The 13603-nt window shown below is 39.5% G+C and carries 8 protein-coding genes and 1 pseudogene; 3 read left to right on the forward strand and 6 right to left on the reverse strand.

Features of this window, described 5'->3' with window-relative positions; all coding sequences use genetic code 11:
- The first annotated feature begins 74 nt into the window (after positions 1–74).
- Both dgt and PSH50_RS17090 read left to right on the forward strand, forming a co-directional pair.
- Positions 75–1541 carry a dGTPase gene (dgt, locus tag PSH50_RS17085; protein WP_055255826.1) on the forward strand — a complete coding sequence of 489 codons (1467 nt, stop codon included), beginning with the start codon at positions 75–77 and terminating at the stop codon, positions 1539–1541.
- A 139-nt stretch (positions 1542–1680) separates the two neighbouring features.
- Entirely contained in the window at positions 1681–3348 is a 1668-nt protein-coding gene (locus PSH50_RS17090) for a cell surface protein (RefSeq protein ID WP_273609864.1), read from the forward strand.
- 347 nt (positions 3349–3695) lie between these two features.
- Here PSH50_RS17090 and PSH50_RS17095 read toward each other — a convergent pair whose 3' ends face one another.
- The 4 genes and pseudogenes from PSH50_RS17095 to PSH50_RS17105 all read right to left on the reverse strand — a co-directional run bounded on the left by PSH50_RS17095 (position 3696) and on the right by PSH50_RS17105 (position 6625).
- On the reverse strand, positions 3696–4259 hold the full coding sequence (locus PSH50_RS17095; RefSeq protein ID WP_054982079.1) for a hypothetical protein: 564 nt from the start codon (positions 4257–4259) through the stop codon (positions 3696–3698).
- A 714-nt stretch (positions 4260–4973) separates the two neighbouring features.
- A pseudogene (locus PSH50_RS21200) lies at positions 4974–5114 on the reverse strand (type II toxin-antitoxin system HipA family toxin); the annotation flags it as partial.
- On the reverse strand, positions 5104–5403 hold the full coding sequence (locus tag PSH50_RS17100; protein ID WP_004589614.1) for a helix-turn-helix transcriptional regulator: 300 nt from the start codon (positions 5401–5403) through the stop codon (positions 5104–5106). The gene PSH50_RS17100 and the pseudogene PSH50_RS21200, both read right to left, overlap by 11 nt.
- Positions 5404–5749: 346 nt before the next feature.
- A complete protein-coding gene (locus tag PSH50_RS17105; protein WP_273609865.1) occupies positions 5750–6625 on the reverse strand; it encodes a nuclease-related domain-containing protein in 876 nt (291 codons plus the stop codon).
- 616 nt (positions 6626–7241) lie between these two features.
- Here PSH50_RS17105 and PSH50_RS17110 point away from each other — a divergent pair.
- Entirely contained in the window at positions 7242–10394 is a 3153-nt protein-coding gene (locus PSH50_RS17110) for a DUF3427 domain-containing protein (protein ID WP_273609866.1), read from the forward strand.
- Positions 10395–10511: 117 nt separating this feature from the next.
- Here the strand turns inward: PSH50_RS17110 and PSH50_RS17115 are convergent, their stop codons facing one another.
- Positions 10512–10814: a hypothetical protein gene (locus tag PSH50_RS17115; protein ID WP_182736617.1), complete on the reverse strand. Its 303-nt coding sequence runs from the start codon at positions 10812–10814 to the stop codon at positions 10512–10514.
- 238 nt (positions 10815–11052) lie between these two features.
- A complete protein-coding gene (locus tag PSH50_RS17120; protein WP_273609867.1) occupies positions 11053–13602 on the reverse strand; it encodes a DEAD/DEAH box helicase in 2550 nt (849 codons plus the stop codon).
- Position 13603: the final 1 nt, after the last annotated feature.

Below are 13603 nucleotides of genomic sequence, written 5' to 3' on the forward strand. Positions count from 1 at the left end.
TAACAAGTAAGTATTTAAAACGAATGACAACGCGCATTTACTTTGCCAGTCGTCACCACTAAGCAAGGACTCCGATGACTATCGACTTTAGTAAAAAAATAACCCCAGCGCGCATGTATCGCACGACTGCAAATTTACAAATGGCGATGGAAAGCGATCGCGGTCGTATAATTAACAGTGCAGCTATTCGTAGGTTGCAGCAAAAAACTCAGGTTTTTCCGCTAGAGCGAAACGCAGCGGTACGCTCGCGCTTAACTCACTCACTAGAAGTACAGCAAGTTGGCCGTTTTATAGTACAGCGCATTTTTGCAAATTTAAGCTTTGAGCAACAAACCGAGTTTGGCTTAAAAGGGCTAGAACGCCCGCTCGAAAGCCTAGTAGAAATGGCCTGCCTAATGCACGATATAGGCAACCCACCCTTTGGACATTTTGGCGAAGCTGCCATAAATCACTGGTTTAATAACAACTTAGCAAGTGTTACCCCTGCGCGCTGCCAAGAACAAAATACCGGCATAGGGGTTATTTTTAAGCACCTAGCGCACGATATTTGTAATTTTGAAGGCAACGCCCAAGGCATACGCATAATACATTCGCTACTGGGGTTAAACTTAACTTATTGCCAAAGCGCGGGCATTTTAAAGTACACCCGCCCCGCGGGATTAAACCCAAAAGACATACCGCAAAATAAAAACTACTTAATGAAAAAAGTAGGTTACTACTACAGCGAAAAAACCTTTGTAGAGGCACTGCAAAACGAGCTGGTTATAGAGCCATACTGCCGCCATCCGGCAAGTTACATTATGGAAGCCGCCGACGATATTTCGTATTGCTTAGCCGACATAGAAGACGCCGTAGAAAAAGATATAATCACCACCGAACTACTTTGTCAGCAGCTAAAAAGTGAATATAAAAAAGCACTTATAAACCTAACCATTGACGACACCGAACACCTAAATTTTGTAGATAAAGCGGTAGATTACGCACTAGAGCGCGCCAACGCGCAGCCTTACAACTTTAATAGCGAATTTTTTATTTACCTACGCGTGGCCTTGCTTCACCCACTTGTAAACCACGCCGCTAAGCGTTTTATAGAGCACATTGAGCCTATTTACCACGGCGACTTTAACCAAGCACTACTAGAAGATAACAGCCACTTACATGCCGTTACTAAAACCCTTAAACAGGTGGCGCTTAAGCATGTGTTTTCTCACAAAGAGGTAGAAAAACTCGAACTACAAGGCTATCGCATCATTAACGGCCTGCTCGATTGTTATAGACCACTGCTACAACTTAACAGCGACGATTTTAAACGCGCATTAAATGGCGACTCACGATTATTAATCGAATCGCGTTTGGTTAAAAAGCTCTCTAAAAAGCACTTAAATAGTTATCAGCACGCCATAGATGCCATGCAAGAAGAGCCCGATCACTTTGCCGCTTACGAGTTTTACTATCGCTGTAGGCTAATTCAAGATTACATAAGTGGCATGACCGACCAATTTGCCTACGACGAGTACCGCAGCCTAATGGTGATTGATTAACTAGAGCGTGTTGCTGGGTGGTTTTTACTTATCTCACTAGGTTACAAACCTCACGCCGCGATTTAGTCGCCCTTAGTGCCTAGATATATTTTAATTTTGCGCTTAAAATCAAACTATTGATACTTAAGCGCCGTGTTTTATGATTATTAGACTCTCTCAACTTATTTTTTGCTTTGCTTTATTTTACAGCAGCCAAAGTGCTGCCTATAACGAAGCCATGTGTATTTTAATTAAGCAAGAAATGCAGCAGTACAGTAATAATAAAGCCAGTGCCAAATACCGCAGCGCCGCACGCGATTTTAAAAGAAACTGTAATAAACCCAAGCAAGTACAAACAAAACCAAAACCAGTAGAGCCGCCAGTTGTTGAACAAGAGCCACAACCACTTGCCCTTACCCCCGAGCAAGAACAACAACTGCTTGAGCAAATAACTGCGGCCGAAAAAGCTATAAAACAAAGCGCAAGCAAAGCCACTACAAGCTCTCAGCCTACAAATCAAATAAGCCAGCAAAGCTCAGAAACTAACGAGCCAGAGACTGCGCCAATTAATACAGTAAAGGATGCGCCAAGCACGCCTAAGGCCGAAATTGCGCCTAATAGCAGCGAGTTAACACCTACCACTAGCCAAGCGCAGCCGGTGGCCACTGAAACAGCCCCAAAAGCAGCGCCTAAAAAAGAGCAGCCAACGGTTAATACAACGCCCAAACCCGCACCTGTACTTATACCTGCGCCAGTTGCAGAGCCGCCAAGTTCATTATTGTTACCAAGTTTGCTACTGCTTATTGTGGTATTAATTGGCGCCATGGTGGTTATACGTTTACGCCGCGCTAAACAAAATAAGCCCGAGCCGCCTGTTGCTCCAACGGCTACAGCCCCAAAAAATAACAACAAAAGCGCAGCGCAAGCAGCACCACCCAAAACGGCTCCAACCCCAAGTGATGAACTTTCAAAACCAGCTGTGCCCACGGTTTCGGCCCCGAGTGAGCCAGAGCCTGCAAGCTCTAATGCACCAATAAACGAGACAATTAACGAGCCATTGCCTGCCAATACGCAAGCCATAGAGGCTGAGCCAGAACAAGCTAAACCAGAAGAAGATGCACCAGCATCTGAACCTGAACCTAAAAAAGTAGCGCCAGAGCCAAACACCGCAGAGTTTGAAGCTGCCGCAAAAAATACATTAGCGCGTATTCAAAATGCAAAAGGCTTTACAGAGCCCGAGGTAAGAGAGTTTAACCCAGACGCGCCTTCGGTTAAGCGCACGCGTAAGCACAAAGCCGCCGCAGTAGAACAGCCAAAAGCAGAGCCCATTGAAGAAGTAAAACCACAAGAGTCTACTCTTATAAACGAACCGGCTGCGCCTAGTAACCCTATCACTGAGCCTAATACAAGCGCGCAGCTGCATACAGCCGATAAAAACAGCGAGCTTGATCAAACCACGTTAAATAGCGAACACGACTTTAAAGAGCCCGAAATTCGTACCTACAATCCAGATGCGCCTTTAAAACCAAGTAAAGAGCCAGCACAATCTACAGTTTCAGCAAAACCAAATAACGAACTCACGTTAGATGCGCCAATATCAACAGCTCACCAACCACAGCCAGCTCAAGAAAAGCCAGCGCAATCAGAGGCCGATAGTACGCCCAAGCAAAGTGATTCTAGCAACCCATTTGCAAACCTTTCGCTAGATGAAAGCTGGGACCCAAATTCAGATAAAAAGCCCGTGATTGAGGAAAAAAAGAAAGCGCCTAAATCACAAGCCTTAATAGAGGCAGAAGAGCGCGCTAAAAACATGCAAACAAAAGAATAGCCGAGCAAATAAGCTTGATATTATTGCTCTATACAAATAATTTTTAACGCAGCAAGTACACTATTTAAAGATAAAATTGCTATTACTCAATTACCAGCACAAAAAAGCGGCCACAAGGCCGCTTTGTCGTTTAAAAATATAGAGTTGTATTAATGCGCTTAATTAAGCGAGCTATTTTAAGTATGGATTTAAGACTGAGAAAACGTTTTAATGCTACAAAAAATGCGCTGTTTAGTTGTTATAACTAACTAGTTGTACATTGCTGTACTTTTAGCATCTTTGTATTTGTAACACAGCTAGTGCCAAGTTTGGCTGCTAAAAATAATTAACTATTATTGCGCTTAGTATTATTCGGGGGGCATGTTTTTAATATTTAAATCGTATTGTAAAATACCATCGTTATTAACCGCCACACCCGCTAATTGCACAGAGTGATTAGCAAACTCTTCAGACGCCGATAAATGCGCTAACACGCCAGCTATATCCTCGTGTTTAGGTTGCCCGTCGGTTGCCACAATGCCTGCATTACAATCGTTTTGCTTACACTCAAAACTGTATAAAAATAGCGACTTTTCAGCAAAGCTGCTTTGCACTTTATCTAAAAACACTTGCTCTGACTGTGCTAAATCAAGCGTACTTTGAATTTGAGCAGCGCTTTCTAGCTCAGAGTATTCACCCACCTCTTGAGGAGTAATCACTATTTGCTCGGTAAGTGCAGTGCCTTCTTTATTAGTTACATCGTGGCTACTTTGCATTGCTTGTATATCTACCACCAGAGGTTGAGCAGGCTGCACAGACGTGGTGTTAGTTATTGAGTTGGGTAGATTATTTTGAGCCAAGGCGGTCAAATCGTTTTTAAACACGTACAAAGTTGCAGCAGTGATAGCGCATGCAATGAGTAATTTGTTCATAATACTTCCCTCCTTCAACCAATTTACGCAATACAATTAAGTGAAATGCTTTTTAAGTGTAGCCAATGTTAATATTATGTTTTGTTTGGGTGTGTACTGTCAACCTTTAATACTAGACAGTACAAATTAAAAGAACAATTTTATCAATGTTAATATTTAATGAACCACTGGTAAGCTCAGCGCGCCACATTATAATGCTGGCAATAGCTACACGCTCATTTTGCAACCAAGTGGCACGTTATTTATTTGTAACAAGCTGTAAAAAGCAGCTCTTTTTATGACCACACCCCAAGCAAAAAGTTTGCGTTTATTGTTACTAAAACTTAAATAAAATTACTCAAAGTAAATAACCGCATAATTAAAACCACACACAGCAGCTTTAATTTGCTAAAAGATGCGAAGATTACATAAAGAAAGGCACTAACATGTAGGCGCGATTTTATATCGCGCTTGTAAACGTCGGGCTTGCTCACGTTAGAAACGCAGCTTCTCATTACTTAAAAAATTAACACCGTAAAGCCCAGCTTTTAAACAAAAGCAATGCGCGTCTACAAGGTTAAATTTTACGCTGGCGTGGATGTGGTGTGTAGGCGCGATTTTATATCGCGCTTGTAGACTTCAAGATTTTCTGTTAGCACTCGATGTAGGCGCGAAGCTTGCTCGCGCTCTGTATTTTTAGTTCCCTATGTCGCGTTGGCGATGGCAACCAAGGGGCGCAAACGCATCAGAGCGCGCAAGGTAACTTTTACCATAATTAAACTCACCTCGGCCAGTTTATGGATTTAACTTAAAAAAACCACAAATTATGGGGCTGTCTTCTAAACCGTCAATAAATACATAAGCTTCAGAAGTCATCGTTAATCACCTGAGTTTTATTGCTTTTACGCTGTCTTGCATTATAACCGCCCACATCTGCGGCTAGCTCGTTAATTTCATCCAGCAATGAGCCTTGCAATTGAAGAACAACAAGGGCTTCAAACAATATATCGCTTTTTACTACCTCTCCTTGTTCAAGCTTTTGTACCGTGGAGCGAGATACACCAATCATCTTAGCGAACGTGCTCTGGGTATAAAGTAAAGTACGATGCTGACGAATTAAATCACCCAAGCGACGCGCCAGCTTTAATGCTTGTTCAGATCTCATAAATGCCTTCCTAATCGGTCATTAATAAACTAATGATTAGTTAAGCGGTATTTAATATGATTGCAATATTATTTAAATAGAGACGTAATGAGCTTCGAGGAGCGAACTTAAAGCGCCTAGTCCCTTTTGCGTTACCTCTTCAGCGCAGCGCTTCATAACCTCTTTGTGAATAAATCACTTAAAACCATATATGCACAAAGAGAAGTGAATGAGGGTAAATGAGAAGACAGTAAGCTATGGGTAACGAGCCGCGAGCAACGGGCTATAAATTCAGACTAACCCCTAGCGCCTTTAACCTATTCCCACCGTAGGCGTTAAGCTTGCTGACGCTAAAAAAGCTAGGCTTTTAAATTGCTTTACTTTCACGCAGTGAACGCTGAACTACTTGATAACAAATCGCACGTTGCTGCTCTTGGTTTAAATTTACTTGTCGCATCGAAAGAATCGTTTTCACTATTTGTTTATGCGAAACAATTGGAAAGAGTGGGCGCTGTTTTAATTCGACAAACCAACCAGGAAAGCACAAAACAGGGAAAACTTGAGTGTTAAAACCCGTTGCCTCTTGTAGCCATTTGTTCACCCAATTAGCCTGCTTTTGGGCTTGTTCTAGCGGCTTACTTTCAAACCAAGAGGGAAATGCTAAATGATTATTCTCAAATTTAACTTTGTAATTTGTATCGTCCTTTATTCGCTTGTGCCTGCCCTTGGTTTCAATAGCAAAAATACCATTTGGCCCTACTACTAAATGATCAATGTTAAAACCATCAGCTTGTATATCATGAAATACTTGGTATCCGTGAGACTGTAACTCTATAAGTTCAGAGGCAACAGCAAGTTCGGCATCACGCCCAAGCTTTAACTTTATTAAGTGATTTGATTTAGCCCAAAGCTTTCTTGCTACATAAGCTAAACCTAGCAAGATCATAATAATTAAAAAGCAATTAAACTTGCCGCTAGCAAGCATTTCAGCAATCCCTTTAATTGCAAAAGGCATTATAACGATGAGTGCAGCCAAAAATATTAGGCCAATAACATCAACAATCTTGTCATTCACTTGCTCTTGAAGAGTTTGAGCAGCAACACGTTTAAGCTTTTTACGATCTACAGGTAGTTTGGCATTTTTTTGATGAAGCCATATTTTGAGAAACAAAACGCCTAATAAGGAATAAACACTACCTACAATAACTAAAAGGCTTAAACCTTGGTTTAATAAATCATCCATGATGGGTTCCTATAATCACAATGTTTACGTTATACCTTAAAAACAGGTACATGTCGCATTATTCAAACTCCGTACAATCTATTCAACAAATTTCACCTAAACACCTGTAGACGTAGAGCTTGCTCACGTTAGAAGCGTAGCTTCTCATTACTTAATAAATTAACACCGTAAAAGCCCTGCTTTTAAAACGCCAACAAGTTGCGCGTCAACAGGTTATATCAAAGTGTTCTGTTAAAACTCGGCGTAAGCGCGAAGCTTGCTCGCGCTAAAAGCAGAGCTTTTGAAATAATACAAACAGTTCATAAATATCGCGTTGGCGATGGCAACCAAAGAGAAGTAACCGCCGACTTCTCTTTGGAATCTCTCGGCGCCCCGAGGATCACACTATCTCCTCAATTTAAATTAATGATATGAACGTAAACGCGATGAAACACGTCCGTGTGTAAGCATCACTTAACGCGCACCCATGCACTGCTATTACTCATCACTAATTCAATTTCGGGTGTGATCACGGGGGAGTGGCCTAAGCATCAGCCTTCAATTCAATAATGAGTTAATGCTTGTTTACAATGCACTTTTAAGTAAACTAACTGCACGCAAACAGGGAGTGGTTTTAATGCAGCAAATTGGTATTTACGAGCAGTTAATTACACAAGTAATTGAGCAAAACTTAAACCGTGACCAATTTTATGTGGGCGAACGCCAACTAGAATCGGCAGAGGCCGCAACATGGCTTTCACGCTTTTTGGGTAAACTTGTTGAACATGCCATAAATGCTATTCCCAACTCTAAAGAGCGTTTGCAGGAGCAAATTAGCCTAGCTAATAGCCTTGTCCTTTGGCTTAAAGATCATATTCGAGATGATGAACTGATCAACGAAAACCTTATCGACAGCCAAGGCCGAATACTTACCGCACTGTTTAATACCCAAAACCCTATTGCGGCCAACCTTAAAGATTACTCAAGCGATATATTTCCACTTACAGGGCTTACACAAAGTGAATTATTTAGCGGTGCTAATGCAGGTATATCGCTCGAAACTGAGCTAAAGCGCGAGATTAAATCGTCCGACACTATTTACTGGCTTGTCTCATTTATCAAATGGACGGGGCTGCGCATATTTAAAAATGAGCTTGAAGCCTTTACCAAAAGCGGTAATAAACTCAAAGTAATTACTACTTCATACATGGGCGCAACGGATGCCAAAGCGGTTGAGTTTTTGGCAAACCTACCAAATACCGAAGTAAAGCTAAGTTACAATAACCAGCAAGAGCGCCTACACGCTAAATCTTACTTATTTATGCGCAATACGGGTTTTCATACAGGTTATATTGGCTCGTCTAATTTATCGCATTCAGCGCTTACCAGCGGCCTTGAGTGGAACTTAAAAATTACCGCGCAAGAAATCCCACACATAATAGCCAAAACCAAAAGCACGTTTGAAACCTACTGGCAATCGCCAGATTTCGAGTTGTTTACTGGCAAAGCTGAATGTAAAGAAAAGCTAATAAACTCTCTTAATGAGCAACGCGGTGTTGGGCAATCAAGCAGCCAGTTTTATTTTGATATAACACCAAAAACACACCAGCTCGCTATTTTAGAAAAGCTAAGCGTTGAACGTGGCGTGCATAATCGTTTTAAAAACCTAGTGGTTGCTGCAACGGGCACAGGTAAAACCATTATATCGGCGTTCGACTTTAAAACCGTTTACGATAAAAACCCAAACGCACACTTTTTGTTTGTAGCCCACCGAGAAGAAATACTAAAACAAGCGCAAAGCGCTTATCGCGGCGTGCTTAAAAATAACGACTTTGGTGAGCTGTGGGTAGGTAACTACAAACCGCAGCGTTACAGCCAACTTTTTGCGTCAATACAAACATTAAACAGCCAAATTGAATCGCTCAATTTAACGCATGATTACTACGACTACATAGTAATAGACGAAGTACACCACGTAAGCGCAGCCAGTTATCGCGCTATATTAAATCACTTTACGCCCACAATATTACTTGGCTTAACTGCCACACCAGAGCGACATGATGGCGCAAATATACTCGATGACTTTTGCGGTGTAATAGCCGCTGAAATCCGCTTGCCAGAGGCAATAAATCAACGCCATTTATGTCCATTTCAATACTTTGGATTAGATGACGGTACCGACCTAAGTCAAATAACATGGCGCGGCGGCCGTTACGATATAACCGAGCTAAGTAACCTTTATACAGGGGAAAACAGCCGCGCTAACAAAATTATATCCAGCCTTGCTGATATAGTGACTAATGTTCACAACATTAAAGCGTTGGCATTTTGCGTAAGCCAAAAACACGCGGAGTTTATGGCCTCTAACTTTAATTTAGCAGGCATAAACGCCGATGTACTCACCAGCAAAAACACTAATGAGCGCGCGACCAAACAACAAGCACTGCGCCAAGGCGAAATACAAATACTTTGTGTGGTTGATATTTTTAACGAAGGAGTCGATATCCCAGAGGTCGATACCTTACTATTTTTACGCCCAACTGAAAGCCTAACGCTGTTTTTACAGCAACTCGGCCGTGGTTTTCGCCTACCCGACAACAGCCAAAAGCAATGCTGTACCGTGCTCGACTTTGTAGGTAATGCTCGCCCAGAATACGACTTTGCCAGTAAATTCCGCGCGCTAATTGGTAAAAGCAACCAACCAATAAAAACTGAGATTGAAAACAACTTCCCACATTTACCATTGGGTTGTCGTATTGAGCTACAAAAGCGCACACAACAAACAATATTAAAAAACATTCAGCAAGCCATAAACTCTAAACGCCGTTTACAGCAGCTTATAAATACCTATTCGCAACACACCAATGATGCGCTAACGCTCAGTAATTTTTTACGCATAAACCCACAAGTCACACTAGAAGATATATACAAACCCAAAAATAAAAAGCTCGGTGGCTGGCACTGGTTAAAAGGCGATGAAATACTCGCAGAGCAAACCGACATTTACGCCGCATATTACCGCGCCATAAACACCCAATTACTCGGCTGCGACTCGCTCAGTTATCTATGCTTTTTACGTGATTTATGTAATAACGATTTTAGCTTTACGCCAACAGCGCAAAACAAACAGTACGCACTTATGGCGCATTACAACTTTTGGGATAGTACAGGCACAAGTTTAGGATTCAAATCACTCGAACAAAGCTTACAAGCACTTAAACACAAAGAGCTACAGCACGAGCTTACACAAGTAATTACGCTATTAATAAACCGCATTCACCAGCAAGAAAGCGATTTAGCGTGCTTACCTAATCATGCAATAAAATTACACAGCCGCTACACCCGCCAACAAATACTCGCCGCGTTTGGGGCACACTCGTTTGATATAAAATCGACCGCCCGCGAAGGCGTTTTAGAATTTAAAAACCAAAACCTAGAGCTGCTATTTGTAACACTTAATAAGTGCGAAAAAACCTACTCGCCAACCACGCTTTATCACGACTACGCAATCAGCCCTACTTTGTTTCATTGGCAAACGCAAAACAGCGCCCGCCCAGAACACGGCCGCGGCCTTAGTTACTTACAACACCAACAAACAGGCAAAAACATCCTGTTATTTGTACGCGAACAAGGCAAAGACGAAAACGGCCGAACTATGGGGTTTGTAAACTACGGCGAGGTAAAATACCAAAGCCACAACGGTAGCCAGCCTATGAATATAACGTGGGAATTAACAAGCCCCATGCCAAGTGAAATGTGGCATGAGGCTGGGAAATTGGCAGTTGGGTGATGGATTTTAAGCTTGATCATCCTTAACTGCTATGTGCCGATAGCAGACTTTAGTAACCCTTCAATAAGCGACAGACACACTTTTCCGGGAGTCCGACTTCAGTGGTTGCTATATGTATCACAGCGACGACCAAATAAGTGAGCCTGCAAAAAATGTTATTCCAAGCACGATAGATAAATACACTGCCCAGCGAATAATTTCACTTAATTTTGCAGCTATAACACCTACTAAAACAGCAGAGCCAATAATTATGGAAAATCTCATTAATTTTAGGTCAATTTTTCCATCTGTAATATTTGCTACAACAAACCCAGTACACAATGCAGCAATGACAAATATCCATACTTTCCAATTTTCTGATTGATGCTCAGAGAGCTCTTCATCTGATAAATATGAATTTCCAACACGATGTCTAGCCATTAAATTCTCCTTTTCCATGTCAAAACAAATAACACTTTATTAGTGATACTCTAAAAGGTAGCATATCTTGCAAGGTTTCGAACTACCATAGTTCGCTTTTCAGTCTTTGCCGAAATTCTAAACCGTGCCTTGAGCAGGCATCGAACACTCTTAATGTGTGAAGTCAAGATTTGACCCTATCCGCTCCTTCATGCCAAGTGAAATGTGGCACGAGGCAGGGAAGTTAGCGGCTGGGTGATTATGAGATCATGGATATTTCATCGTATTCAATCGTGTTTATCTTAAATTCACTCAAAAGTTTTGGTTTATCAAAACCTATTAGCTCCTTACTTTTCCCGTCAATTATTAAGTGCTTTTTTAACTCTTTATCGTTAAATATTTTTAGTGCTGTATAACGAGATATACCTAAGTTTTGCATAGCAATCACTAAAGGGTGCTTACTGCCATACTCTAAAAACCCAGCCCAGTTCTGACCTGCTTTTTCCTCTCCTAAAAAAGTAATAAGAACTTTATGGTAGTGGTTAAAATATCTTTCAAAAGTATATCTTAGTTTTCTTTCAATATTATCGAGAAGATTATCAATAACATGATTAATATGCTCTTTACTACCATTGAATACTGGTTTCTTTTTTCCATAATCCATATACAACTCAACTTCATTGTCTTTATGATACTCAATGGCTTTTCCAATCATTTCACTTATTGATTTACCACTAATCCAGTTATTCATTAAAAAAGCATAAAAATTAATCTGAGCAGGTGTGATTTTTTCAGTGTTTTCCCAATTATATAGCTTGTGTAACTTCTTTAACGTGATTAAGCAACTATCGTAAGTAAAATCTGGTAATACATTTTGTAGAGGATCATTACTTACAAAGTCATATACCTTTCTTTGTATTTCGAAATTTAGCGATTTGTATGAGTTTATGATATCAAAAGAAATATCTCGGACTATTTCACTTCTATTTTTAGCTAAATCTAAAATCTCCTCTAAATGTTTTTCTATAAATTTTTTCAATATGAAACTATTTTCAAAGCTATTTGGAAAACGTAATGTATCAATACAAATAATATTAGCTAAATATTCGATTGTCTTACTAATATTTACATCGCCTTTTTTACTATTTTTTAAGGCTTCCTCTATCTCCAAGACACTTGATTTAGAGTTTAATTTAAGATCTATTGTCGGGGTTAATTTAATTTGTTTCGTTTTGAATATTACTTTTGAGTCCCAACTTTTTGCTTCTGAAGGTAAACAAAAAATATTCCCTGAAAGCTCTTTTCGATATCTCCCGGCGCGACCAGCCAAGTTCCAAAATGTTAAAGTTTTGTTTGCATTTCTTTTCTTATCTTTAGTTAACCTTATTTTATCTTCACAATTTATAAATATATTTTTTGTTGGCATATTAATACCTTCAATTAATGTAGGTGTACAAAAAATGAAATCAATATTGCCATTTCGGAACAGCTCTTCGATTATATTTCTCACGATAAGTGGCAACTGTCCATGGTGGTATGCAACACCTTTTTTAAGGCACTCAACCAAATAGTAAGATTTGTGTATATAAGATGATATTTTTTTTATTGCATCAGCAAGTGGTTCCGTTATTTTTTCTTTATTTATTCTTTCTGAAAATGAATAGGCATTAACAATTGATTTGTCTCGGCTAGAACAGTAGATCATATTAGAGTGTTGTTTATTTCCAATTTCAAAAATAAAATCATCAACACTTTGGACTTTATTCATAATTAATGAATCAATACTTAGTTCATCTTTATCTACGTAGCTTTTTATTATTTTATTATTTACATCTACAACATATAAGTTTTGTGCTACGGGAGATTCTTGAATTGATTTTGAATACTTAACATTCTTATTAAATAACTTAAGAAAAACTTCAGGATTGGTTATATTAGGTGATGAAAAATACACTTTTAAATCAGGATATTTTTTAATTGTTAAATCGATAGCGCTGTATTCTGTAATACTGCGCTCTGCATCTTCTCCATCCTCTGAAAGCTTGTGTGCCTCATCTACAAAAAGAAAACCAATATCTATATTTATTTTGCTATTATGAAGGTTTAATAATCGTTCCGGCGTTAATATAAATATATACCTTTTATTTATATCTTCGCTTCCATTTACATTTGCTACTACATGATAATTATTGCTCTTTAGTTTTTCACCGCACTCATTATTCAACTCAACTTGAAATTGAGAAATTAGTGCTCGACTAGGGACAATAATAACAAGGTTTGACTTTTCTTTAATAACTTCTGATTCGACAAACCTTTTAATTATAAATGACTTCCCTAAAGATGTAGGTCCAGAAAAGCTATAGCATGGTGCAATCTCCATCTCAGAATATATGCTAAATTGTGAATCAGTAAAATGGTATTTACCACAAGCAGTCGTATGTAGATATTTTTTGAAGTTGCTTTCCAAACGTCGCTCTGTGGGTAGGCAATTTGAGTCATAGTTCAAGGCAAATAAGCCCATTTTTGAATAGACTGATGCTGATATTACTTTGAATTTATCTTTGTCTGTAATAAAGGGATCCAACAAGCTTATTAAATGATAGGCTTTTGCTCGTGCAGAAGGTAATGCTGAATTAGCCAACAAATCGATAAACCTAATAAGATCATTTTCCTCTTTAGTTGTTAATTCGTATTCTTTTATTCCATCAAATATTAATATTGAATAGCAACGATGAGCCTTAACAAATAATTTTTTAAAGTAATTACTTTCAAGAACACTTTTAGCGAGTGAGTTACCTAAACGTTCCATT

Origin of the sequence: Pseudoalteromonas sp. Angola-7, assembly GCF_028599255.1 — a bacterium.
Classification (GTDB): Bacteria; Pseudomonadota; Gammaproteobacteria; order Enterobacterales; family Alteromonadaceae; genus Pseudoalteromonas; species Pseudoalteromonas atlantica.

What these genes read in the sequence shown, in the direction of transcription:
- PSH50_RS17090 (WP_273609864.1), top strand. Translation starts at nt 1,681, where the DNA reads ATGATTATTAGACTCTCTCAACTTATTTTTTGCTTTGCTTTATTTTAC.
- PSH50_RS17120 (WP_273609867.1), bottom strand. Translation starts at nt 13,602, where the DNA reads ATGGAACGTTTAGGTAACTCACTCGCTAAAAGTGTTCTTGAAAGTAAT.
- PSH50_RS17105 (WP_273609865.1), bottom strand. Translation starts at nt 6,625, where the DNA reads ATGGATGATTTATTAAACCAAGGTTTAAGCCTTTTAGTTATTGTAGGT.
- dgt (WP_055255826.1), top strand. Translation starts at nt 75, where the DNA reads ATGACTATCGACTTTAGTAAAAAAATAACCCCAGCGCGCATGTATCGC.
- PSH50_RS17100 (WP_004589614.1), bottom strand. Translation starts at nt 5,403, where the DNA reads ATGAGATCTGAACAAGCATTAAAGCTGGCGCGTCGCTTGGGTGATTTA.
- PSH50_RS17110 (WP_273609866.1), top strand. Translation starts at nt 7,242, where the DNA reads ATGCAGCAAATTGGTATTTACGAGCAGTTAATTACACAAGTAATTGAG.
- PSH50_RS17115 (WP_182736617.1), bottom strand. Translation starts at nt 10,814, where the DNA reads ATGGCTAGACATCGTGTTGGAAATTCATATTTATCAGATGAAGAGCTC.
- PSH50_RS17095 (WP_054982079.1), bottom strand. Translation starts at nt 4,259, where the DNA reads ATGAACAAATTACTCATTGCATGCGCTATCACTGCTGCAACTTTGTAC.